The sequence below is a fragment of the Micromonospora acroterricola genome (genome assembly GCF_003172955.1).
In the GTDB taxonomy this organism is placed as follows: domain Bacteria; phylum Actinomycetota; class Actinomycetes; order Mycobacteriales; family Micromonosporaceae; genus Micromonospora; species Micromonospora acroterricola.
Genome location: NZ_QGKR01000197.1, coordinates 1 through 21817 on the forward strand (window position 1 = coordinate 1; position 21817 = coordinate 21817).

22 protein-coding genes are annotated in these 21817 nt (G+C 72.9%); 15 read left to right on the plus strand and 7 right to left on the minus strand.

Going from position 1 to position 21817, the window contains the following annotated elements:
* Positions 1-562 precede the first annotated feature (562 nt).
* Together DKT68_RS15405 and DKT68_RS15410 are read right to left on the minus strand one after the other, a co-directional pair.
* Complete coding sequence (locus tag DKT68_RS15405; RefSeq protein ID WP_109818101.1) at positions 563-1846, minus strand: MFS transporter; 1284 nt, start codon at positions 1844-1846, stop codon at positions 563-565.
* A 118-nt stretch (positions 1847-1964) separates the two neighbouring features.
* Positions 1965-3245, minus strand: a complete 1281-nt coding sequence (locus DKT68_RS15410) for an MDR family MFS transporter (RefSeq protein ID WP_236646912.1) — start codon at positions 3243-3245, stop codon at positions 1965-1967.
* A gap of 161 nt (positions 3246-3406) precedes the next feature.
* Between DKT68_RS15410 and DKT68_RS15415 the strand changes: the two genes are divergently transcribed.
* On the plus strand, positions 3407-4174 hold the full coding sequence (locus DKT68_RS15415; RefSeq protein WP_109818102.1) for a phosphoglyceromutase: 768 nt from the start codon (positions 3407-3409) through the stop codon (positions 4172-4174).
* Positions 4175-4225: 51 nt separating this feature from the next.
* On the opposite strand, the gene phoU is transcribed toward DKT68_RS15415, so the two are convergent.
* Positions 4226-4879 carry a phosphate signaling complex protein PhoU gene (gene phoU, locus DKT68_RS15420; protein WP_109818135.1) on the minus strand — a complete coding sequence of 218 codons (654 nt, stop codon included), beginning with the start codon at positions 4877-4879 and terminating at the stop codon, positions 4226-4228.
* 203 nt (positions 4880-5082) lie between these two features.
* Between phoU and DKT68_RS15425 the strand changes: the two genes are divergently transcribed.
* Both DKT68_RS15425 and DKT68_RS15430 read left to right on the plus strand, forming a co-directional pair.
* Positions 5083-6366, plus strand: a complete 1284-nt coding sequence (locus DKT68_RS15425) for a sensor histidine kinase (RefSeq protein WP_109818103.1) — start codon at positions 5083-5085, stop codon at positions 6364-6366.
* A 24-nt stretch (positions 6367-6390) separates the two neighbouring features.
* The gene (locus DKT68_RS15430; protein WP_109818104.1) at positions 6391-7074 is read left to right on the plus strand and encodes a response regulator transcription factor; all 684 of its coding nucleotides are present in this window, start codon (positions 6391-6393) and stop codon (positions 7072-7074) included.
* A gap of 314 nt (positions 7075-7388) precedes the next feature.
* On the opposite strand, the gene DKT68_RS15435 is transcribed toward DKT68_RS15430, so the two are convergent.
* Complete coding sequence (locus DKT68_RS15435; protein ID WP_109818105.1) at positions 7389-8186, minus strand: hypothetical protein; 798 nt, start codon at positions 8184-8186, stop codon at positions 7389-7391.
* 80 nt (positions 8187-8266) lie between these two features.
* Between DKT68_RS15435 and DKT68_RS15440 the strand changes: the two genes are divergently transcribed.
* Together DKT68_RS15440 and DKT68_RS15445 are read left to right on the plus strand one after the other, a co-directional pair.
* A complete protein-coding gene (locus DKT68_RS15440) occupies positions 8267-9211 on the plus strand; it encodes a Ppx/GppA phosphatase family protein (protein ID WP_109818106.1) in 945 nt (314 codons plus the stop codon).
* 75 nt (positions 9212-9286) lie between these two features.
* Positions 9287-10093, plus strand: coding sequence for a sugar phosphate isomerase/epimerase family protein (locus tag DKT68_RS15445; protein ID WP_109818107.1), 807 nt, complete (start codon positions 9287-9289; stop codon positions 10091-10093).
* Positions 10094-10135: 42 nt separating this feature from the next.
* Here the strand turns inward: DKT68_RS15445 and DKT68_RS15450 are convergent, their stop codons facing one another.
* From DKT68_RS15450 to DKT68_RS15460, 3 genes are read right to left on the minus strand one after another with little or no spacing between them, the layout of a single operon-like run.
* Positions 10136-10723, minus strand: a complete 588-nt coding sequence (locus DKT68_RS15450) for a CGNR zinc finger domain-containing protein (protein ID WP_109818108.1) — start codon at positions 10721-10723, stop codon at positions 10136-10138.
* 19 nt (positions 10724-10742) lie between these two features.
* Positions 10743-11909, minus strand: a complete 1167-nt coding sequence (locus tag DKT68_RS15455) for a glutathionylspermidine synthase family protein (RefSeq protein WP_109818109.1) — start codon at positions 11907-11909, stop codon at positions 10743-10745.
* A 1-nt stretch (position 11910) separates the two neighbouring features.
* Entirely contained in the window at positions 11911-12183 is a 273-nt protein-coding gene (locus DKT68_RS15460) for a hypothetical protein (RefSeq protein ID WP_236646913.1), read from the minus strand.
* Positions 12184-12345: 162 nt separating this feature from the next.
* On the opposite strand from DKT68_RS15460, the gene DKT68_RS15465 reads away from it, so the two are divergent.
* The 10 genes from DKT68_RS15465 (at position 12346) to DKT68_RS15510 (ending at position 21736) form a co-directional block, all read left to right on the plus strand.
* On the plus strand, positions 12346-13266 hold the full coding sequence (locus DKT68_RS15465) for a proline dehydrogenase family protein (protein ID WP_109818110.1): 921 nt from the start codon (positions 12346-12348) through the stop codon (positions 13264-13266).
* Positions 13267-13367: 101 nt separating this feature from the next.
* Complete coding sequence (locus tag DKT68_RS15470; protein ID WP_109818111.1) at positions 13368-14168, plus strand: alpha/beta fold hydrolase; 801 nt, start codon at positions 13368-13370, stop codon at positions 14166-14168.
* A 25-nt stretch (positions 14169-14193) separates the two neighbouring features.
* Positions 14194-14799, plus strand: a complete 606-nt coding sequence (locus tag DKT68_RS15475) for a TetR/AcrR family transcriptional regulator (protein ID WP_236646914.1) — start codon at positions 14194-14196, stop codon at positions 14797-14799.
* Positions 14792-16078, plus strand: coding sequence for a hypothetical protein (locus DKT68_RS15480; protein WP_109818113.1), 1287 nt, complete (start codon positions 14792-14794; stop codon positions 16076-16078). The genes DKT68_RS15475 and DKT68_RS15480 overlap by 8 nt, the downstream gene beginning before the upstream one ends.
* A 94-nt stretch (positions 16079-16172) precedes the next feature.
* Positions 16173-17564, plus strand: a complete 1392-nt coding sequence (locus tag DKT68_RS15485) for an efflux RND transporter periplasmic adaptor subunit (RefSeq protein WP_109818114.1) — start codon at positions 16173-16175, stop codon at positions 17562-17564.
* Between the two features lie 107 nt (positions 17565-17671).
* Positions 17672-18604: an ABC transporter ATP-binding protein gene (locus tag DKT68_RS15490; RefSeq protein ID WP_109818137.1), complete on the plus strand. Its 933-nt coding sequence runs from the start codon at positions 17672-17674 to the stop codon at positions 18602-18604.
* Positions 18601-19785, plus strand: coding sequence for an ABC transporter permease (locus DKT68_RS15495; protein WP_109818115.1), 1185 nt, complete (start codon positions 18601-18603; stop codon positions 19783-19785). Before DKT68_RS15490 ends, DKT68_RS15495 begins: the two co-directional genes overlap by 4 nt.
* 213 nt (positions 19786-19998) lie before the next feature.
* A complete protein-coding gene (locus DKT68_RS15500) occupies positions 19999-20208 on the plus strand; it encodes a helix-turn-helix domain-containing protein (protein WP_007465625.1) in 210 nt (69 codons plus the stop codon).
* Between the two features lie 237 nt (positions 20209-20445).
* Positions 20446-20547 (plus strand): 30S ribosomal protein bS22, encoded by a 102-nt coding sequence (locus tag DKT68_RS15505; RefSeq protein ID WP_007465623.1) that lies wholly within the window; start codon positions 20446-20448, stop codon positions 20545-20547.
* Positions 20548-20662: 115 nt separating this feature from the next.
* On the plus strand, positions 20663-21736 hold the full coding sequence (locus DKT68_RS15510; protein ID WP_109818116.1) for an NAD-dependent epimerase/dehydratase family protein: 1074 nt from the start codon (positions 20663-20665) through the stop codon (positions 21734-21736).
* The last annotated feature ends 81 nt before the right edge of the window (positions 21737-21817 follow it).

The window sequence follows — 21817 nt, forward strand, 5'->3', positions numbered from 1 at the left end:
ACCTTCAACATCCCCGGTTACCGCGAGAGCAGCCGGATCCGTGAGATCACCTGGGATGAGTGGTTCCACACCTTCGACCTGCGCCGGCTGAACCTGATTTATCAGGAGCAGATGCGCGACGGCCGGCAGAGCAATTTCTTCCGGACCGAATCACCCGATCGGGAGGACGGTTGAGGTGTTTGCGGGAATGCCCGAGGGGTATGCGCCTGTTGCCAGAGATCGAGGCCCGAGCAGCGGATACTCGCGAGTTGTGACCGGCGAGACAGCCGATCTGGGTTGAATCCAGAATCCGGGCGAACTAACTTTATTGCACCGCGCCACGCTTGGAAACGTTCGGGGGAGCGGCGGATCGATCAGGTCCGCGCACCAGGCGAGGCGCGAGGGGACGGGTGGATCAACCGTTGGGGGACGGTGCCACCTGTTTGGACCGGCGGCGTGAGCGGGCGACGCTTACGGGGGTGAGTGTCTGCCCGCCGCCGCCGGCCCCGCCGCTGAGCGCCCACCGCGACCTTCGGGACGCGGTGGGCGCTTTGCGTTTGTCGTACCCCGATGGGTGGATGGGTCAGGCGGCCGGGACGCGGTCCGGGGGCGGCGTCGGCTCCCGGCCGGCGGCCCGGCTCAGCGCGGCGACGTGCCGCTCCCGGGGCGGCCCGGCGAAGAGGTGCCCGAGCGCGGCCAGCAGGCCCAGCCCGCCCACGATCAGCCAGTGCCGGTCGCCGAGGTACTGGAGGCTCACCCCGCCGAGCGTGGGAGCGACGAAGGACGCCGCGGGGAACGTCAGGTAGAAGACCGACTGGTACCGGGCGCGGAGCCGCGGCGGCGCGAGGTCGGCGTTGATCTGCGCGTTGGGTGGGGCGGCGAGCATCGAGCCGACCGTCCAGACCACGGCGGCGCCCAGGTAGACGGCCAGCTCGTCGGCGACGGCGAGTGCGCCGAAGCCGAGCGCGAGCAGGGCGGTCGAGGCGGCCAGCACGACGTCCTTGCGGTGCCGGTCGATGAGCCGGGGCACGAACAGCTGCCCGAGCACGATCAGCGCTCCGCCGAGCGCCACCACCAGCCCGTACGCCGACGGGCCCAGGCCGTCCGCGCGCATGGCCAGCGGCATGATCGTCGAGGTCTGGAGGGTGAGCACGGCCAGCACGAAGGTGAGCCCGACGAAGATCAGGAACGTCCGGTCGGTGAGCGCGGTGCGCAGTCCTGGTCGCCGGGGGCGGACGGCCCCGGGTGCCGGTTGGAGGTCGGGGGTGGGCGCCGCCCGCCGCAGGGTCTCCGGCACCTTCCAGCCGATCACGGCGGCGGCGGCCAGGGTGGCGCCCGCGTCCACCAGGAACAGCGCCGTGAAGCTCGCCTCGGCCAGCACCCCGGCGAGCAGCGAGGCGACGGCCATGCCGAGGTTGAACGCCCAGAACTGGAGGTTGAACGCGCGGGAGCGGCGCTGTGCGGGCACCACGTCGACGATCGCCGCGACGAAGGCCGGGCTGGGCATCGAGTGCACCACGCCGACCAGCGCGGAGAGCGCCGCGATCATCACCAGGGGTCGGGTGAAGGCCAGCGCGACCATCAGGCCGGCGGTGACCAGGTGCGCGGCGAGCAGAGTCGCCCGGCGGCCCCACCGGTCGGCCAGCACCCCGCCCAGCAGAACGCCGGCCGCCCCGCCGGCCCCGTACGCGCCGACCACCGTGCCGGCCAGAGCCTCGCTGGCCCCTCGGGAGTCGGTCAGGTACAGCGACAGGAAGAGCATGGCGAACGCGCCGGCCCGGTTGATGAGGAGGCCGGCCCAGAGGTACCAGAAGGTGGCGGGGAGCCCGCCCGCGGTGTCGTGCCACCAGCGCCGCAGGGCGTGCACACCGACCTCCCGACAGTTTGGTCTCTTAACCGTTTCTCGTGAACGGTAGGAACCCGGGCCCGGTCCCGCCAGTCGATTTCCTGATCATGGGCGCTTCGTCACAGTGGTCGGCTGCTGGTCATGCGGTCGCGGTCTCCGTGGGCCGGGACGCGGGAGGCGGGGTGGCGTCGACCGGTGTCAGCGCCTCGCCGGTGCGGCGCAGTGCGGCGGCGCGTCGCTCCCGGGCGGGGCCGGACACCAGGTGCGCCACCGCGGTCAGGCCGCCGATCACCGCGCAGCCGAACCAGAGCGTGGCGTTGCCGGCGTGCTCGCGCACCAGGCCGCCGAGGATCGGCGCGCAGGCGCCGGCGATCTGCCAGGAGAGGGAGAACACGCCCTGGTAGCGGCCGCGCAGCTCGGACGGGGAGAGTTCGGCGATCAGGGTGGAGTTGGACGGGGAGTTCAGCATCTCGCCGACCGTCCAGAACAGCACGGTCAGCCCGTAGAACCAGGCGGTGCCGGCGAAGGCGGTCAGCCCGAACCCGACGCCCATCACCACGGCGGCCAGCGCGAGCACGTGCGAGCGGCTGCGGCCCCGGATCAGCCGGGGCACGAAGAGTTGGCCCACCACGATCAGGACGCCGTTGAGCGCGATCACCGAGCCGTAGGTGGCCGGGCTGAGGCCGTCGTCGCTCATGGCGATCGGCAGCATCGAGATGTGCTGGAGGAACACCAGCGCGGCGAACAGGTTCAGGGCCACGAAGCCGAGGTAGACCCGGTCACTGAGGATCGTGCGCAGGGCGCCGCGGGGCGCCTTCACCGCGGTGACGGCGAGCGCGCTCTGCCGGGTCTCCGGCACCCGCACGAAGATGATCAGGGCGGTGATCAGCATGGTGGCCGCGTCGACCACGAACAGCAGCAGGTAGTCGGCCTGCGCGGCGAGGCCGGCGAGGACGGCGGCGCAGGCGAAGCCCAGGTTGATGGCCCAGTAGTTGAGCGAGAAGGCGCGCAGGCGGTCCCTGGCCGGCACGACGTCGATCATCATGGCCCCGAACGCGGGCCGGGCCGCCTCGGCGAACATGCCGAGCAGCAGCGCACCCAACGCCACCGCCCACAGCTCCTTGGCCAGCCCCAGGGCGAGCATCATGGCCGCCGCGCCGACGTGCGCGGTCAGCAGCGTGGGCCGCCGGCCCCACCGGTCGGCCAGAGTGCCGCCGGCGGTGGTGCCGACCGCGCCACCGACACCCCAGAGCCCGAGCACGAGACCGGCCTGGGAGGCGGAGAAGCCCCGCTCCTGGGTCAGGTAGATGGCGAGGAACACGAGGACGAACGAGCCGAGCCGATTGATCAGCGTGCCGGTCCACAGGTACCAGAAGGTGGCCGGCAGGCCGCCGGTGGTGTCCCGGAACCAGCTCCGCATCGTCCGCACGTGGCGCCCCCGCTTGCAAGTAATGAGTGATGTGACCTCAGCGCCTTACAAACTAGTGGGGCGTCGAGCCGCTGGTCACCAGCTTTTTCACGTGGTGGTCGTCACGACGGGTGCCCGCGTGTCCCGGCAGCGGTTGAGGCAGGATGATCCGCATGACTGCGAGCGAGGGGCCCACCGTCGGGACGCTGGTCCTGCTGCGGCACGGCGAGAGCGACTGGAACGCCAAGAACCTCTTCACCGGCTGGGTGGACGTCGACCTGACCGAGAAGGGCGAGGGTGAGGCGCGGCGCGGCGGCGAGCTGATGCGCGAGCACAGCCTCCTGCCCGACGTCGTGCACACCAGCGTGATGCGCCGGGCGATCCGCACCGCCGAGCTGGCGCTGAACGCCGCCGACCGGCACTGGATCGCGGTGCGCCGGTCGTGGCGGCTCAACGAGCGGCACTACGGCGCCCTGCAGGGCAAGAACAAGAAGCAGACCCTGGACGAGTACGGCGAGGAGCAGTTCATGCTCTGGCGCCGGTCGTACGACACCCCGCCGCCGCCGATCGCGGACGACGACGAGTGGTCGCAGGTCGGCGATCCGCGGTACGCGCTGCTGCCGACCGAGCTGATGCCGCGCACCGAGTGCCTCAAGGACGTCGTCGAGCGGATGCTGCCCTACTGGTACGACTCGATCGTGCCGGACATCCTGGCCGGCCGGACGGTGCTGGTGGCCGCGCACGGCAACTCGCTGCGGGCCCTGGTCAAGCACCTCGACCAGATCTCCGACGAGGCGATCGCCAAGCTGAACATCCCGACCGGCATCCCGCTGCGCTACGACCTGGACCCGCACCTGCGCCCGCTCACCATGGGCGGCACCTACCTCGACCCGACCGCCGCCAAGGCGGCCGCAGCCGCGGTGGCGAACCAGGGTCGCTGAGCTGACGACGAAGGCCCCCGGGGGAACCCGGGGGCCTTCGTCGTAGGTGGATCAGCTCGCCGAGGGCGAGGTCTCCCCGGTGATCAGGTAGACGACGTGCTCGCCGGCGTTGACCGCGTGGTCGGCGAAGCGCTCGTAGAAGCGGCCCAGCAGGGTGGCGTCGATCGCGGTCTCCACCCCGTACGGCCAGTCGTCGCCGAGCAGCACCGCGAACAGGTTCTTGTGCAGCTCGTCCATCGCGTCGTCGTCGCGGTCCAGCTCGCCAGCCAGATCGGCGTCGGGCTTCGCCAGCACCGAGCCGATCTTCACCGCCATGCGGTCGGCGATGTCCGCCATCTCGGTGAAGATCGTCCGCAGCTCGGCCGGTACGGCGGGCGAGGGGTGCCGGCGCAGCGCGGTCTTCGCCACGTGGTCGGCGAGGTCGCCCATCCGTTCGAGGTCGGCGGCCACGTGGAGTGCGGTGATCATGGCCCGCAGGTCGGAGGCGACCGGCGCCTGCCGGGCGAGCAGGTCACACACCCGCTCCTCGACGTGCCGGTAGAGGGCGTCGATCTCGGCATCCCGCTCGATGACCGTTTCGGCGGCCTGCCGGTCGGCGGTGAGCAGGGCCCGGGTGGCCTGGCGCATGGCGGCGCGGACGCCCTCCGCCATGTCCACCAGCAGTTGGCTGACGATCTGGAGGTCGGCCCGGAACTCGTCGCGCATCATCACGTCCTGTGGTCGGTCGCCGCCGACGGGTGTCGGCGCAGGGGTTGAGCAGGTGCGACGCCAACGGTAGGTGGCGCGGACGGACCCCGGATGAACGCGGGTGAACGACGCTGGACGCGAGGGTGAACATTCGCGAAAGTGAGGGTGGTTCGTCCCGGTCTGTGTGGTAGCCAGGTTAACAATGACCCTACGATCGCCGGGTGGAGTGGGCGGTGGCGGTCGTGGTGGCCGTGGCGTTGGTGGCCGGTCTGGCCGCCGGTTTCCTGCTGCCCCGGTTCCTGCCGGCGCGGGCGGGCCGCTCCACGTCGACGGGGAGCGCAGGCTCCCGCTGGAGCAGGGGGAGGCCCGCGATAGCCGACGAGCAGCAGGCCGGGCTCGGCCGCCGGACGATCGACTCGCTCCGGGCCGGTGTCGTGGTGCTGGACAACGACGACGCGCCCGTGTTGATCAACCCGGCCGCCCGCGCGATGGGCCTGCTGCGCACCGGCAGCACCCCGGGCTCGATCGCCGCGCACCCGCTGATCCGTACCCTCGCCGGCCAGGTGCGGCGCACCGGGGTGCGACGCGAGATCGAGCTGGACCTGCCCCGGGGTCGCGACAGCGCGGGGGAGAACCCGCTCGGCGTGCACCTGCGGGCGATGGGCCTCGGCAACGGCTTCATCGCCGTGGAGGCGGTCGACGTGACCGAGTCGCACCGGCTGGCCCGGGTACGACGGGACTTCGTGGCCAACGTGAGCCACGAGCTGAAGACCCCGATCGGGGCGCTTCAGCTGCTCGCCGAGGCGTTGCTCGACGCCACCGAGCCGGCCGACGCCGCGGCGCCCGACCTCTCCGAGGACCTGGTCGCCGCCCGCCGCTTCGCCGAACGGATCCAGCACGAGTCGACCCGGCTGGGCCGGCTGGTGCAGGAGTTGCTGGAGCTGACCCGTTTGCAGGGCGCGGAGCCGCAGCCGCCAGCGGAGCCGGTCGCCCTGGACTGGGTCATCGCCGAGGTGGTCGACCGGACCCGCACCACGGCGTCCGCCCGGGGCGTCGAGGTGTCGGTGACCGGCGAACGCGGCCTCACCGCGTACGGCAGCGACACCCAGCTCGCCACCGCGGTGGCGAACCTCGTGGAGAACGCCATCACCTACTCGGGTGAGGACACGACGGTCCGGGTCATCACCCGCGGGGACGACGAGCACGTCGAGATCGCCGTCGCCGACCAGGGCATCGGCATCGCCCCGACGGACGTGGACCGGATCTTCGAGCGGTTCTACCGGGCCGACCAGGCCCGGTCGCGTGCCACCGGCGGCACCGGGCTCGGGCTGGCCATCGTGAAACACATCGCGAGCAACCATGGCGGACGGGTGGAGGTGTCGAGCACTCTTGGTGGTGGATCGACGTTCACCCTCCGGCTGCCTTCCCGTCCACCGGACGACCTGCTGGCGACACTGCCGCCGGCTGGGATCGAGGCCAGTCCGGCCGAGCTACGGCAGGTCTGACAGCAAATGGAAAGGAAATCCCCGTTGAGCCGCGTTCTGGTGGTCGAGGACGAGGAGTCGTTCTCCGACGCCCTGTCGTACATGCTCCGTAAGGAGGGTTTCGAGGTCTCGGTCGCCGCGACCGGCACCGACGCCCTCACCGAGTTCGACCGAACCGGCGCCGACATCGTGCTGCTCGACCTGATGTTGCCCGAGATGTCGGGGACCGAGGTCTGCCGGCAGCTCCGGCAGCGGTCCGCCGTTCCGATCATCATGGTCACCGCCCGGGACAGCGAGATCGACAAGGTCGTCGGCCTGGAGATCGGCGCCGACGACTACGTCACCAAGCCGTACTCGCCGCGGGAGCTGGTGGCCCGGATCCGGGCGGTGCTGCGCCGGCAGAGCCCGGAGGTGGCCGACTCGGGCGCCCCGACGCTCGCCGCCGGCCCGGTACGGATGGACATCGAGCGCCACGTGGTGACCGTCGAGGGTGGCGCCGTGCAGCTGCCGCTCAAGGAGTTCGAGCTCCTGGAGCTGCTGCTCCGCAACGCCGGTCGGGTGCTGACCCGGGGTCAGCTCATCGACCGGGTCTGGGGCGCCGACTACGTCGGTGACACCAAGACGCTGGACGTGCACGTCAAGCGGCTGCGTTCCAAGATCGAGCCGGAGCCGTCCGCGCCGCGCTTCATCGTCACCGTCCGGGGCCTGGGGTACAAGTTCGAGCCGTGATCGGCGTACCCGAAGGGGGTCTGCGTTCGCCGCAGGCCCCCTTCGGGCTGTCCGCGCTTGCTCAGCGAGCCAGCTCCGAGAGCTGACGGCGACCCATGCGTTGCGCGCCGGGGGATGGGAGTCGGCTGGAGCGCCTTTGGAGCTGATGTCACAAACGAGTCATCCGCCGATGTCGTAAACGAGTCAGCTCCAAAGGCGTCCCACCCGATGCCCCCGGCTCCTTGGTCCCAGCCGTCGTGGCGTCCGATGGATCTCGTCCGCACGGCCGCCGAAATCCGTTGCGTCTCGCTGTGCCGGGTCGTCAGGTGGGAGCATCACAGCTGATCGGCGGGGTGCGGGGCCACCATGCCCTGCTTGATGCGCGCCGCGCACAGCTCGGCCAACCGCTCGTACGCGGACGCGCCGACCAGCGCGGTCAACTCGGGCCCGTACGACAGATACATCGGCTCGGCGCCGACGTGGGCGTCCGTCGAGGAGGTGCACCACCAGTGCAGGTCGTGCCCTCCGGCCCCCCAGCCCCGCCGGTCGAACTCCGACAGCGTGGAGACCAGCACCTTGGTGTTGTCGGGCCGCTTGACCCACTCCTGGTCCCGCCGGATCGGCAGCTGCCAGCACACGTCCGGCTTGTACTCCAGCGGGTGCACCCCGTCGCGCAGCGCCTGGGCGTGCAGCGCGCAGCCACCCCCGCCGGCGAAGTCCGCGTCGTTGAGGAACACACACGGCCCGTCGACGCTCTGGGTGGCGGTCCTGCGGGCCGGGTTCTTGCCGTCGATGGTGTCGTTGTCGGTCCAGTTCTTGAACCCGCGCCGGAAGTGCTGCCAGGTCGACGGGGTGAGCAGTTTGACGGCGGTGCGCACCCGCTTCTCGTCGTCCGAGTCGGTGAAGAACGCTCCGTGCGAGCAGCAGCCGTCGGCGGACCGGCCAGCGACGATCCCGTGGCAGCCCCGGCCGAAGATGCACGTCCAGCGGGAGAGCAACCAGGTCAGGTCGGCCCGGATCAGGTGGGTCTCGTCCGCCGGGTCGGCGAACTCGATCCACTCCCGGGGGAAGTCCAGCGGCACCTCGCGGCTGCGTGGGTCCCCCGGATCGTCCACCAGCACGCGAAGCTCCATCGTCACCCGGACCAGCCTACGCGCGGTGACGTCCGCGGGCCGACGAGCCGCGCAAACGTGTTGCACCTAGGGTCTTCACCATGCGACTGGGTGTCCTCGACGTCGGATCCAACACGGTGCACCTGCTGGTGGTGGACGCCCATCACGGCGCGCACCCGTGGCCAGCGCACTCGGAGAAGGTGGTGCTCCGGCTGGCCGAGCAGATCGGCCCGGACGGGGCACTGACCGACGCGGGGGCGGACAGCCTGGTCAAGGCGGTCGGCATGGCCAAGGCGGCGGCCACCGGACTGGAGGCCGACGACCTGATCGCCTTCGCCACCTCCGCGGTGCGCGACGCCACCAACGCGGCCGACGTGCTGGCCCGGGTCCGCGACGAGACCGGCGTACGCCTGGCGGTGCTCTCCGGCGCGGACGAGGCGCGGATGACCTTCCTTGCCGTGCGGCGCTGGTTCGGCTGGTCGGCGGGACGGCTGCTGGTGCTGGACATCGGCGGCGGTTCGCTGGAGATCGCCGCCGGGATCGACGAGGACCCGGACGCCGCGGTCTCGCTGCCGCTCGGGGCGGGCCGGCTGACCCGGGAACGGCTGCGGGTCGACCCGGCCACCGCGGCGCCGCCGTCCGCGGAGGCCGTCGAGAAGCTGCGGGAGTACGCGGACAGCCGGCTCGACAAGGTGGTCGACCAGATGACCGAGGTCGGCTGGGATCGGGTGGTCGGCACCTCGAAGACGTTCCGCACCCTGGCCCGACTGGCCGGGGCGGCGCCGTCCGGGGCCGGGCTCTGGGTGCGGCGCAGCCTGACCCGCGCCGGGTTGCGGCAGGTCATCGGCTTCATCCGGCACATCCCGCCGGCCCAGCTGATGGAGCTGGAGGGGGTCAGCGCGGGCCGGGCACACCAGTTGCTGGCCGGGGCGGTGGTCGCCGAGGCGGTGATGCGCCGTCTGGATGTGGAGTCGCTGGACGTCTGCCCCTGGGCACTGCGGGAAGGGGTGATCCTCCGTCGGCTCGATCAACTTGAGCCGATGTGACGCGCTGGGTGGTTACGGCCGGTTTGCCGGTGCTCGTCACGATGGCGCCCCCGCCGTCGGGCTACCCTGGCTGATGTGACTTCCCGCGTTCCCGTCCTCCTGTCCAGCTCGTCCGTCTTCCCCGAGCCGACCGCGGCGGCGTTCCAGCTGGCCGCGGCGCTCGGCTACGACGGCGTCGAGGTGATGGTCTGGACCGACGCGGTGAGCCAGGACGCGGGCGCTCTGCGGGGCCTCTCCACGCACTACGGGGTGCCGGTGCTCTCGGTGCACGCGCCCTGCCTGCTGGTGACCCAGCGGGTGTGGAGCCCCGACCCGTGGGAGCGGCTGCGCAAGGCCGCCGAGCTGGCCGAGACGCTGGAGGCGCCGACCGTCGTCGTGCACCCGCCGTTCACCTGGCAGCGCGACTACGCGCGCGGCTTCGCCGAGGGGCTCGCCAGAGTCGAGGACCGGTTCACCGGGCTGCGCTTCGGGGTGGAGAACATGTACCCGGTGCGGATGGCGGGCCGGAAGTTCGTCCCGTACGTGCCCGGCTGGGACCCGACCGACACCGGCTACCCGTCGTACACCCTGGATCTGTCGCACTGCGCCGCCTCGCACAGCGACCCGCTGGAGATGGCCGACCGGATGGGGTCGGGGCTGGCCCACGTCCACCTCGGCGACGGCACCGGCGAGGGTCGCGACGAGCACCTGGTGCCGGGGCGCGGCACCCAACCCTGCGCGGAGCTGCTGTCGTCCCTGGCCGGGCGGGGCTTCACCGGAGCGGTGGCGGTGGAGGTGGCCACCCGGGGCGCGAAGAGCCGCGCGGTGCGCGAGGCGGACCTGCGCGCCGCGTTGGAGTTCGCCCGCCAGCACCTGACCGCGCCGTCCCCGATCGACGCCTGACCCCCCGTCACCGGGGTCGGTCGGGCGTCGACCGCAGCGGCGTCAGCTGACCGGGGTGAGTGAGTCGGCGCCCGCCGTCGGCTGCGCGGCGACCGTCACCTGCTCGCCGACCGCGGCCCGCTTACGGGCCCGGTGCGCCGCCACGTGCGAGCGGGTGGCGCAGCGCTCGGAGCAGAACCGCCGGCAGCAGTTGGACGACGTGTCCAGGTAGACGTTGCCGCACCGCTCGTCGGCGCAGACGCCGAACCGGGCGCTGCCGTACTCGCAGAGCCAGACCGACAGCCCCCAGGCCGCGCCGGCCAGGTATTCCGCGCTGACCGACGCGCCCCGGCTGGTGACGTGCATGTGCCAGTCGCTGGAGTCGTGCCCGGAGATGCGCGGCTGGACCGGGAACGCCTCGAGCAGCGCGTTCAGCTCCGTCACCGCCTGGGCGTCCCGCCCCGAAGTGCCGTACTCGAAGACGTCACGCAGCCGCTTCTGTGCCCGCCGGAAGATCAGCACGTCCCGTTCCGCGACCTCGTCGCGCATCCAGGCGTTGTCGTCGGGGAAGAGGGCCCGCAGGTCGTCGAGGTCGTCCAGGCGGGCGTTGACCAGGTCAACGCCGGTCCGGGCGTACGCGTCGAAGTTCACGCCCCCAACGGTAGACGACTCACGGGGTGCGCGGCGCGTCGATGTAGTGCGGCAGGAACCGCGCGTAACCGTCGGTGATCAGACTCGCGCTCTCCCGGACCCCCACCCCGGCCGACTCGCCGTCGACGATCCAGCTGCCCAGCACCATCCGGTTGCCGTCGAACTGCGGCAGTGCCCGGAACTCCTGGTAACACCAGCCCTCGTCGCCGTAGATGCCCGGGTTGGTGATCTCCTGCTCGGCGGTGACGATCCGGACCGAGCCGCCCTCGCGGCCGAGCAGCGGCTTGGCCACGTACTCCGACATGCCGCGCGGCGAGTCGAGGTACGCCGGCAGCAGGTACTCGTGGCCGGGGTACAGCTCCCAGAGGACCGCCAGCAGCGCCTTGTTGGACAGCAGCAGCTTCCAGGCCGGCTCGATCCAGGTGGTCGGAGTGCCCGGGTCGAGCGCGGGCCGCCCGTACGGCTCGGCCAGCATCCACTCCCACGGGTAGAGCTTGAAGCAGGTGGTGACCGGGTGGTCGGCGGTGTCGACGAAGCGCCGGCCGTCCCAGCCGATCTCCTGGATCGGCTGCAGTTCGACGGTCAGGCCGGCCTGCCGGGCGGTCTCGGCCAGGTAGCCGGCGGTCATGTGATCCTCGCCGGTCTCCTCCTCGTTCGACCAGAGCACGTGCACCCGGGGGTCGTGCAGGCCGGCGCCGATCTTCGCCCAGGCGGCGACCAGTCGCTCGTGGAGGCTGTTCCACTGGTCCAGCTCCGGCCGGGTCTGCTCCAACCAGTACCACTGGATGATGCTCGCCTCGACCAGCGCGGTCGGGGTGTCCGCGTTGTACTCCAGCAGCTTGGGCGGCCAGCTCCCGTCGTACGCGAGGTCGAAGCGCCCGTAGAGGGTGGGTGGCGCCTCCCGCAGTGACCGGGCCACGGCGTCTTCCGCCCAGGCCGGGATGCCGAACTCGGCGTACCGGCGGTGGGCCACCACGTGCTCGGCGGCCGCCACCGACATCCGGTGCAGCTCCTCGGTGGCCTCCTCCAGCCGCAGCACCTCGGGCAGGTCGAAGGCGTACGCCGCGGTCTCGTCCCAGTACGACATGATGCCGCCGTCGGGCAGCTCGGTGTCGACGTAGACCAGGCCCTGAGCCCGGATGGTGGCGTCCCAGTCGGGTCGCGGCGCGACCCGCTCGCGGCGCACCTCAGCCTCCGCAGGCGGCGAGGTGGGTGCCGAACCCGCCCCGGTCGGGCAGGGCCGCGGCCGTCGGTTCGGGGGCGGTGCGGCCGGCGGCCGGGTCGCTCACCCGCATCGCGAGCGCGACCGTGTCGCCACCGCCGCCCGGCCCGAGGGCGCAGTCGTCGTCGTCATCGTCGTCCGAGGTCATGTTGCAGCCGGAGAGGGCGAGCGCGAGAGCGGTGAGCGCGCCGAGCTGCACGGTGGCCGACCGGAGCCGGCGGCGGGGGCGTTGGTCCACGGCATCGTTGTAGCCGATCGGCGCCACCGCCGCCGCCCCACCCCGGTACGGAGGGCTGCTCTGTCACCGGAGTCTGTTGTCCGAGGGGCCCTTCCCACCCGTCCAGCGAGGTGGCCGGCCGCCCCTCGGCGGGGGTCCTGGCAGGGGCGTTACGCTCGGCTCATGCTCCGTTCCGTCATCCTCGCCGCCTCCCGGTCATCCCAGGTCGAGCGGCTCGTTGCGACCGCCCCGTACACCCGGGACGTCGTCCGCCGGTTCGTCGCCGGCGCCGCCACCGACGACGCGTTGCGCGCGACCCGCGGGCTCGTCGACGACGGTCTGGCGGTCACCCTCGACCACCTCGGTGAGGACACCGTCACTCCCGAGCAGGCCATCGCCACCCGGGACGAATACCTCAAGCTGCTGAAGATGCTCTCCGGCGCCGGGTTGACCCCGGCCGCCGAGGTGAGCGTGAAGCTCTCCGCGCTCGGCCAGATGTTCGACGAGCAGTTGGCGTACGACAACGCGCGGGCGATCTGCGCGGCCGCCGACGCGGCGGGCACGACGGTCACCCTGGACATGGAGGACCACACCACCACCGACTCGACGCTGGAGGTGCTGGAGAGGCTCCGCAAGGACTTCCCGTCGACCGGCGCGGTGCTCCAGGCGTACCTGCGGCGGACCGAGTCGGACTGCCGGGAGCTGGCCTCGGCCGGGTCGCGGGTGCGGCTGTGCAAGGGCGCCTACAAGGAGCCGGAGTCGGTGGCGTACCAGTCGGCCCGTGAGGTGGACAAGTCGTACGTCCGTTGCATGAACATCCTGATGTCCGGCGACGGCTACCCGATGCTGGCCACCCACGACCCCCGGATGATCGCCATCGGCGAGGACCGGGCCCGCTGGTTCGACCGGGGGCCGGAGCGTTTCGAGTTCCAGATGCTCTACGGCATCCGCCCCGAGGAGCAGGCCCGACTGGCTGGCGAGGGCTACACCGTGCGCACCTACGTCCCGTACGGCGACGAGTGGTACGGCTACCTGATGCGCCGGCTCGCGGAGCGCCCGGCCAACCTGGTCTTCTTCGGCCGCGCCCTGATCTCCAAGAAGTAACCCCCACCGGTCGACGGGCCGGCGGTGACCCCCAGGGGTCCCGCCGGCCCGTTCGTGTGTCCGGGTTGACGAGCTTGGCTAATGAGGTTAGCTTCCTGGCTATGACAACTAGCCAGGTGCGGCGGGGCGGCGGACACATCGCGTACGAGGTGCACGGGGAGGGGCCGCTGGTCGTCCTCTCGCACGGCATGGGTGAGAACCGGCGGAGCTTCCGGCACCTCGTGCCGCTGCTGGTCTCGGCCGGCTACCGGGTGGCCGCGGTGGACGTCCGGGGCCACGGGGAGTCCAGCGCCGGCTGGCCCACGTACGCCCCGGCGGAGGTAGGCGCCGACCTGCTGGCCGTGGTCCGCGACATCGACGCCGGCCCGGCCGTGCTGGTCGGCAGCTCGTCCAGCGCGGCGGCGGTGGTCTTCGCCGCGGCCGACGCGCCCGACCTGGTCACCGGCGTCGTGCAGATCGGCGCGTTCGTCGGTCAGCCGACGCTCAACCCGCTGATGCGGATGGCGCTGGCGGCCGTGCTGCGCAGCCCCCGACTGTTCGGGATGTTCCACAAGACGCTCTTCCCGGTGCACCGGCCCGCCGACGACGCGGCGTACCGCCGGTCGATGGTGGCCAACCTGCGCGAGCCCGGCCGGATGGCCGCGATGCGCGGCGTGGTCGCGCCGGTCGAGCCGCACTGGACCACCCGGGCCCGGGAGGTCGGCCAGCCCGTGCTGGTGCTGATGGGCGCCAAGGATCCGGACTTCCCTGACCCGGGCGCCGAGGCGAGGGCCGCCCGCCGGCTCTTCCGCACCGCCGAGGCCCGGATGATCGAGGAGTCCGGGCACTACCCGCACGCCGACCGGCCACAGCGGACCGCCGAGGAACTGCGGGGCTTCCTGGCGGTGTGCGCCGGTGCCTAGGGCCGGGCTCAACCAGCAGACCGTTGTGCGAGAGGCCGCACGGCTGGCCGACGAGGTCGGCTACGGGCAGCTCACCCTGGCCGCGCTCGCCAGCCGGCTCGGCGTCGCGCTGCCCAGCCTGTACAAGCACGTTCGCGGTGCGGACGCGCTGAGCCAGAAGCTCTCCGCGCTGGCCACCGCCGAGCTGGCCACCGAGCTGACCACCGCCGCCGCCGGTCGGGCCGGCGGGGACGCGCTACGGGCGATGGCCGACGCGTACCGCGACTACGCCCGCCGGCACCCCGGCCGCTACCCGGCCACCCAGCGGGTGCCCGACCCTGCCGACCCCGAGCACGTGGTGGCGGGCGAGCGGGCGGTCGGCGCCATCTTCGCGGTGCTGCGCGGGTACGGGCTCAGCGGCGACGACGCGGTGGACGCCACCAGGGCGTTGCGCAGTGCCCTGCACGGGTTCGTCTCGTTGGAGGCCGGCGGCGGCTTCGGCCTGCCCCGGGATGTGGACCGCTCGTACCACCAGATGGTCGCCGGCCTGGACGCGTCGTTCCGCCGCTGGCCGGGCGCGGACCAGCCGGGCCGGGGTGGTGCCGGCCTCGCCGGAGCCGGCGAATGGTCGTACCCTTCGGCGCGTGACTGACGGGGTGCACCAGCCATCACTGCGCCGGCTCTGGCCACTGTGGACAACGCTGGTGGTGGTCGTACTGCTGCTGGGCTGTGGCCTGCCCGCGGTGCTGCTGGTCGGTCTGGTGCGCGAGTCCGACGGGCGGGCCACGATCGGCCGGATCGGGACGTCGGCGACCGGCGACCCGGCGACCGCGGTCGCCCGAGGGCTGGCCGACCGGATGACCGCGCAGCTCCAACGGCAGTCCACCGCGTTGCTCGCCGGGGACCGGGCCGGCTTCCTGGCCGTGGCCGACACCGCCGCGCAGGCCGATCTGCGCCGCCGCTTCGCCGCCCTGCGGGCACTGAAGGTCACCGTCTGGCGGGCCGAGCCCACCGGGCTGCCCGCGCCGGTCATCGCCCGGCCGGGCGAGTGGCGGATGGCGGTCCGCTTCCAGTACTGCTTCGCGGCGCCGGACTGCCGGCCCAGCCCCGTGCTGATCGGCACCCGCTGGCGGGAGAACGGCGACCAGCCCCGGCTCGTCGCCATGGAGGAGTCGAAGTCGGCGGAGACCGGCACCCGACCGTGGGAAGTCAGCGAGCTCGTGGTCGCCACCGGCGCCCGGACCATCGTCGCCACCACCCCGGCGCTGCGCGGCAAGCTGCCCGGCCTGTTGGCCCAGGCCGAGGCGGCGGCCACGGTCGCCGACGGCTACGCGGCGACCGGGTCACCGCCGGACCGCTACCGGGTCTTCTACGCCGGCCGCACCGAGTGGCAACGCTGGTACGGCGGTGGGCGGCCACGGTGGACCGGCGGCTACGCGGTGACCGTCGGCGGTGGCCACCACGAGGTCGTGCTCAACGCCGACGGGCTGTCCAGCAGCGGCACCGACGACCTGCTCCGGCACGAGCTGACCCACGCCGCCTCGCTGCCCGAGCGCGGCTATCCCGGCAAGACGACCTGGTGGCTGGTGGAGGGCCTGGCCGAGTACGCGGGCGCCGGCGGACAGCCGGTCGACCGGTACGAGGGACTGGCCGAGGTGCGGCAGCTGGTCAAGGGCGGCTGGGACGGCCGGCTCGACGGGGTCACGCCCGCCGACGACGCGCCCGCCGAGCGGGTCAGCGGCAGCTACGGCGTCGGATACCTCGCCGTGCGGCACCTCGTCGACCGGTACGGCCCGGAGCGGCTGCTGGCCTTCTTCACGGCCGTGGTGCACGAGCGGAAGAAGCTGGACACCGCCGCCGAGCAGGCGTTCGGCGAGCAGTGGTCGACGCTGCACGACGAGTGCGTGGCTTACGTGCGCGCTGCCGCCTGACGCGAGTGGCCGGCGGGCACCGGGCGGCAGGTGCCCGTTGGCGGAGCGGACGCCGCGCCGCGGTGAGCTGGGCGGTGAGCCGTACCATCGATGGGTGCGCCGCACCCAGTCGCCGCGGCCCGCCAGCGCCACGCGGCCCCGCCTGCTCATCGCCCTGACCGCCGTCGCCGTCCTCACCGCCACCACCGCCGCCTCGTGCGGCGACGACCAGCCGCCCGTCGCGCTGGCCTCGGCCGCCCGCAACCCCGTCACCGAGGTGATCGACGCGCCGGCGACGGTCACCGCCCGCGCCGCCGCCACCCTGACCGCCCCCGCCGACGGCACCCTGGCCAGCCTGCGCGTCCAGCCTGGACAGCGGGTGAAGCGAGGTCAGGTGCTCGCCGTGGTCGCGTCCCCGTCGGCGCAGGCCCGGCTGCGGCAGGCCCGGGAAGCGCTCGCCGCCGCCAGGCGTGCCGGCCGTGGCGTCTCCACCGGCGACCTGACCGGCAGCCGGCGCGGCACCGACAAGGCCGCCGACGAGGCGTTCGACGCCGCCCGGAAGGCCGCCGACAAGATCGCCGACCCGCAGCTACGGAGCGCGCTGCTGACCCAGGTGACGTCCGCCCAGCGGCAGTACGCCGCCGCCGCGCGCAGCGCCGACCAGGCCGTCCGCGCCGTGCAGCAGGGCATCAGGGGGCTGAACTCCGCCGTCGGCGCGCTCTCCGCGGCGCAACGGCTCCAGGCCCAGCAGGCGTACGACCTGGCGAAGGCGACCGTCGACGCGTTGACCCTGCGCGCTCCGATCGGCGGGGTGGTGCAGCCGGGCGGCACCCGGGCCGGCGGTGGCTCCACCGACGGCCTCGCCCGGCTGCTGGAGCAGGCCGGTGGCGCCCAGGCGGCCGGCATCGACCCGTCGGCGCTGGCCACCGGCCAGGGCGGGCCACCGGCCGGGGTCGACGACGCGGTCGCGGTCGGCGGTCAGGTCACCGCCGGCACGCCGGTGCTCACCGTCGTCGACACCGGGCAGTTGGGGCTGCTCGCCGAGGTGGACGAGACCGACGTGCTGCTGGTCAAGGCCGGCGTCACCGCCACCGTGGAGCTGGACGCGGTCACCGGCGCCAGCTACGACGCCACGGTCCGTTCGGTGGACGTGCTGCCCACCAACTCCGCGCAGGGTGGGGTCACCTACCGGGTACGCCTCGCGCTCGGCGTCGGGAGGCTGGCAGAGGACGAGCCGGCGCCGACGCCGCGCCCCGGCATGAACGCGATCGTCCACCTGCGGGTCCGTGAGGCTGCCGACGCGGTGACCGTCCCCGCCTCGGCGGTGTTCTCCACCGACGGGCGGGACGCCGTCTGGGTCGTCCGCGACGGCAGGGCGGACCGGGCGCCGGTGACCGTCGGCGTCCAGGGGTCGGATCTGGTGCAGATCCTCGACGGCGTGCGGGCCGGCGACCGGGTGGTGGTGCGCGGCGCCGACCAGGTCCGCGACGGCCAGGAGGTGCGGTGACCGGACCCGCCGCGCCGGGTCGGGACCGCGATCCGCTGAACCCCGGGCCGGGCCGGGGCGACGCGCCGCCGATCCCGGACGGCGAGAGCGTCCCCGCGATCGAGGCGATGGACGTGTCCCGGACGTACCAGCTGGAGGGGGTGTCGGTCGAGGCGCTGCGCGGGGTGTCGTTGACCGTCCAGGCGGGTGACTACGTGGCGTTGGTGGGGCCGTCCGGCTCGGGCAAGTCCACACTCATGCACCTGCTGGGCGGGCTCGACCGGCCCACCGGCGGCCGGCTGGTGATCGGCGGGCGGGACGTCAACGCCCTGTCGCCACCGGAGATGGCCACCCTGCGCAACGAGACGATCGGCTTCGTCTTCCAGGCGTTCCACCTGCTGCCGCGCACCTCGGCGGTGGAGAACGTGGCGTTGCCGCTGGTCTATCGGGGCGTGTCGGCCCGACAGCGCCGGGAGCGGGCGGCGGCGATGCTCGGCCGGGTCGGCCTCGGGCACCGGCTGGACCACCGGCCCAACCAGATGTCCGGCGGCGAGCAGCAGCGGGTGGCCATCGCCCGCGCGCTGGTCACCGAGCCGACGGTGCTGCTGGCCGACGAGCCCACCGGCAACCTGGACAGTGTCACCGGCGCGGCCGTGCTGGAGCTGCTGGAGCGGCTGAACGCCGAGTCCGGGGTGGCGCTGGTGATGGTCACCCACGACCAGGAGGTCGCGGCCCGGGCGCGCCGCCGGATCACCATGCGCGACGGCGTGGTGGTCGCGGACAGCGCCACCGACGACGGGCCGCCGACGGCGATCAGCGTCGCCGACCCCGGTGCATCCCACCTGCATGATCGACCGCTGTCCGTTGATCATGGTCGACCTGCGACACTGGTCCCCGCTCCCAGCGCGGAGCCCCGGTCCGCGTCCGGAAGCGGCCCGGGGCACCCGCCCGGTGGCTCCGGTGGCGCCACCGGAGCCACCGGGCGCCTTCCGCACCCGCCGTCCGGCGCCCGAGGGCCCGACGACGCCGGCGTGGCGGCCGGCGGCGGGAGCGAATCATGAGGGTCGCCGAGGCGTGGCGGGTGGCGCTGGACGCGTTACGGGCCAACCGGCTCCGCAGCGCGCTGACCATGCTCGGAGTGATCATCGGGGTGGCCTCGGTGGTGCTGCTGGTGGCCATCGGCACCGGCACCAAGCAGAAGGTGGAGCAGCAGGTCGAGGGGCTCGGCTCCAACCTGCTGCTGGTCGTCCCCGGCAAGATCGAGGTGGGCACCGCGCCGGTGGTCTCGCCGCTGACCCTCAAGGACGTGGACGCGGTCAACCGGGTCGTCGGCGACCCCGACCGGGTGGCGGTCACCATCGCCTCCGGGGCGACCGCGCGGGCTGGCGCCCGCGCCGACTTCACCACCGTGCAGGGCGTACTGGAGACCACCCCGGCCGTGTTCACCCGGTCGCTGGCCCGGGGCCGCTACCTCACCGGCACGGACGTGGACACCAGCCGGCGGGTCGCGGTGCTCGGCGACTCCGTGGCCCGCGCGCTCTTTCCCGACCGGGACCCGCTCGGGCAGCAGGTGACGCTGGCCGGCGTGCGGTTCCGGGTGATCGGCGTCTTCGCGCCGCTCGGGCAGAGCCTCGGCGTCGACCGGGACGACGAGGTGCACGTACCGGTGACCGCCGCGCAGCGGCTCTGGGGCACCCAGCGGGTGGACGGCATCGCGGTGAAGGCGCCCGACCGGGAGCGCATCGACGAGCTGGGTGAGCGGATCGTCGCCGAGCTCAACCGCCGCCACCCGGACACCGAGTTCAGTGCGGTCACCCAGCAGCAGATCCTCGGCGTGCTCGGGGACATCCTCGGCGTGCTCACCGGCGTGCTGGCGGCGATCGCCGGCATCTCGCTGCTCGTCGGCGGGGTCGGGGTCTCCAACATCATGCTGGTCAGCGTCCGGGAACGGACCCGTGAGATCGGCCTGCGCAAGGCCGTCGGCGCCCGCCCCCGCGACATCGGGGTGCAGTTCCTGCTGGAGGCGGTGCTGCTCACCACGATCGGAGGGCTGACCGGGATGGCGCTCGGCGTGGGCACCGCTCTGCTGGTGGACGCGCTGTCACCGGTCCCGGCGGCGATCACCTGGTGGTCGTTGGCGCTCGCCTTCGGTGTGTCGGCGGCGGTCGGCATCATCTTCGGGGTGGTTCCCGCGCAGCGCGCCGGCCGCCTCGACCCGGTGGTCGCGCTGCGCGCCGAGTGACCACGACCTGCGGCAAAGGGACGGCCGTCGCAGGCCGGGAGATACCGGGAGCGCGGATCGGGTGAACCGGCGAGCGAAACATGATCAGTTGTACGAAGGGATCGCGCCGGTCACAGCCGCCCCGCTACCGTACTGGTAACACGCGCGTCGCCGGCCCGGCCCGGAGCATCCGTCGGGTTGGCACGCGCCGGGCATGGGATGGGTCGGTGAGCCATGGCCGGGTCGCAGTCCGACGGACGGCTGTCGGAGGTCAAGTTCCTCACCGTCGCCGAGGTGGCGACGGTCATGCGGGTGTCGAAGATGACGGTCTATCGCCTGGTGCACAGCGGTGAGCTCACCGCGGTCCGGGTCGGCAGGTCGTTCCGGGTGCCCGAGCACGCGGTGCACGAATATCTCCGGGGTGCCTTTCAGGAGACCGCCTGAGCCACCGCCTCGTCCGCCGGGTTCCACCTGAGCGGCACGAAGAGCGGCACCTACGCGGCATCGACGGGGCCGCGTTGGTCCTGCTGACGCTCTCCGGCTACCCTGGAGCCCGACCGAGACCCCACCGGTGCGCCCCGCCGCCCAGACTGGTCCGGTCCGTTGTCCGCAAGCGGTCACCGTCGCCACCTGCGTGGTGTCATCCGGTCCGCCCCGCACGTTGTATCGAAAGGCTGTCGTATGGGCTCGGTGGTCAAGAAGCGCCGCAAGCGCATGGCTAAGAAGAAGCACCGCAAGCTGCTGCGCAAGACCCGCGTCCAGCGTCGCCGTCTCGGCAAGTGATCGCCGCCGGGCTCACCGCCCGGCGTTCACTTGCCACCTGTCGACCTCCGGAGGCTCAGGTGATCAGGCCGTGGTTGTCCCGGCTCGATCTCTCCTGCCGGGGTAGGTGCGTCAGATGACCCCCGGCAGCACCTCAGGTGCTCCGGGGGTCATCGTCGTCACCGGGGTGGGGCGCTACCTGGGCGCCCACGTGGCGGCCCGGCTGGCCGCCGACCCGCGTATCGAGCGGGTCATCGGGGTGGACGCGCCGGAGCCCGGCGCCGAGTTCACCGACCTGCTGGACCGGGTCGAACGCATCCGCGTCGACGCCGGTTCGCTCGGCGGGATCCTCGCCGACCTGGACGTCGACGCGGTGGTGCACCTCGCGCTGGTCAGCGCCCCCGACCAGCAGCACGGTGGCCGGTCCGCGATGAAGGACCAGAACGTCATCGGCACCATGCAGCTGCTCGCCGCCTGCCAACGGGCGCCCCGGCTGCGCAAGCTCGTGGTCCGGTCGTCCACCGCGGCGTACGGGGTGTCGTTTCGCGACCCGGCCGTGTTCACCGAGGAGACCGAGCCGCGGGAGGTGCCCCGCGGCGGTTTCGGCCGCGACATCCTCGACGTCGAGGGGTACGTCCGCGGCTTCCGCCGCCGCCGGCCCGACGTGACCGCGACCGTGCTGCGCTTCGCCCCGTTCATCGGCTCGACCGCCGACACGACGTTGACCCGCTACTTCTCGCAGCCGCTGGTGCCCACCGTCTTCGGCCGCGACCCCCGCCTGCAGTTCCTGCACTTCGACGACGCGTTGGAGGTGCTGCACCGGTCGATCGTGGAGGATCACCCGGGCACCTACAACGTGGCCGGGCCGGGAGTGCTCTCGTTGTCCCAGGCGATCCGGCGGGCCGGTCGGGTGGGCGTGCCGGTGCTGGAGCCGGGCCTGTCCGGTGCCGCCGCGCTGGCCCGCAGCCTGGGCTTCGGCGGCTATGGCCTGGACCAGGTCGACCTCTTCGTGCACGGCCGGGTGGTCGACACGACCCGGCTCGAGCAGGAGTACGGCTTCACGCCCCGGTCCACGGCGGCGGCGTTCGACGACTTCATCCGCGCCCACCACGGCGGGGTGGTGGTCACCCGTAGCCAGTTGGCCGCGGCGGAGCAGCTCGTCCTCGACGGCATCCGGCAGGTCCGCTCCGCGATCCGGGAGCGGTCGTGACCGGACCGGGGGAGGGGCGCGACCCGGCGGGCGTCGGGCGTTTCGACGTACCGCGAGCGCCGGCGGCACCGGACGCGGAGC

What these genes read in the sequence shown, in the direction of transcription:
- DKT68_RS15410 (WP_236646912.1), bottom strand. Translation starts at nt 3,245, where the DNA reads ATGCGGAGCTGGTTCCGGGACACCACCGGCGGCCTGCCGGCCACCTTC.
- DKT68_RS15415 (WP_109818102.1), top strand. Translation starts at nt 3,407, where the DNA reads ATGACTGCGAGCGAGGGGCCCACCGTCGGGACGCTGGTCCTGCTGCGG.
- phoU (WP_109818135.1), bottom strand. Translation starts at nt 4,879, where the DNA reads ATGCGCGACGAGTTCCGGGCCGACCTCCAGATCGTCAGCCAACTGCTG.
- DKT68_RS15435 (WP_109818105.1), bottom strand. Translation starts at nt 8,186, where the DNA reads ATGGAGCTTCGCGTGCTGGTGGACGATCCGGGGGACCCACGCAGCCGC.
- DKT68_RS15440 (WP_109818106.1), top strand. Translation starts at nt 8,267, where the DNA reads ATGCGACTGGGTGTCCTCGACGTCGGATCCAACACGGTGCACCTGCTG.
- DKT68_RS15465 (WP_109818110.1), top strand. Translation starts at nt 12,346, where the DNA reads ATGCTCCGTTCCGTCATCCTCGCCGCCTCCCGGTCATCCCAGGTCGAG.
- DKT68_RS15470 (WP_109818111.1), top strand. Translation starts at nt 13,368, where the DNA reads ATGACAACTAGCCAGGTGCGGCGGGGCGGCGGACACATCGCGTACGAG.
- DKT68_RS15490 (WP_109818137.1), top strand. Translation starts at nt 17,672, where the DNA reads ATGGACGTGTCCCGGACGTACCAGCTGGAGGGGGTGTCGGTCGAGGCG.
- DKT68_RS15495 (WP_109818115.1), top strand. Translation starts at nt 18,601, where the DNA reads ATGAGGGTCGCCGAGGCGTGGCGGGTGGCGCTGGACGCGTTACGGGCC.
- DKT68_RS15500 (WP_007465625.1), top strand. Translation starts at nt 19,999, where the DNA reads ATGGCCGGGTCGCAGTCCGACGGACGGCTGTCGGAGGTCAAGTTCCTC.
- DKT68_RS15505 (WP_007465623.1), top strand. Translation starts at nt 20,446, where the DNA reads ATGGGCTCGGTGGTCAAGAAGCGCCGCAAGCGCATGGCTAAGAAGAAG.
- DKT68_RS15510 (WP_109818116.1), top strand. Translation starts at nt 20,663, where the DNA reads ATGACCCCCGGCAGCACCTCAGGTGCTCCGGGGGTCATCGTCGTCACC.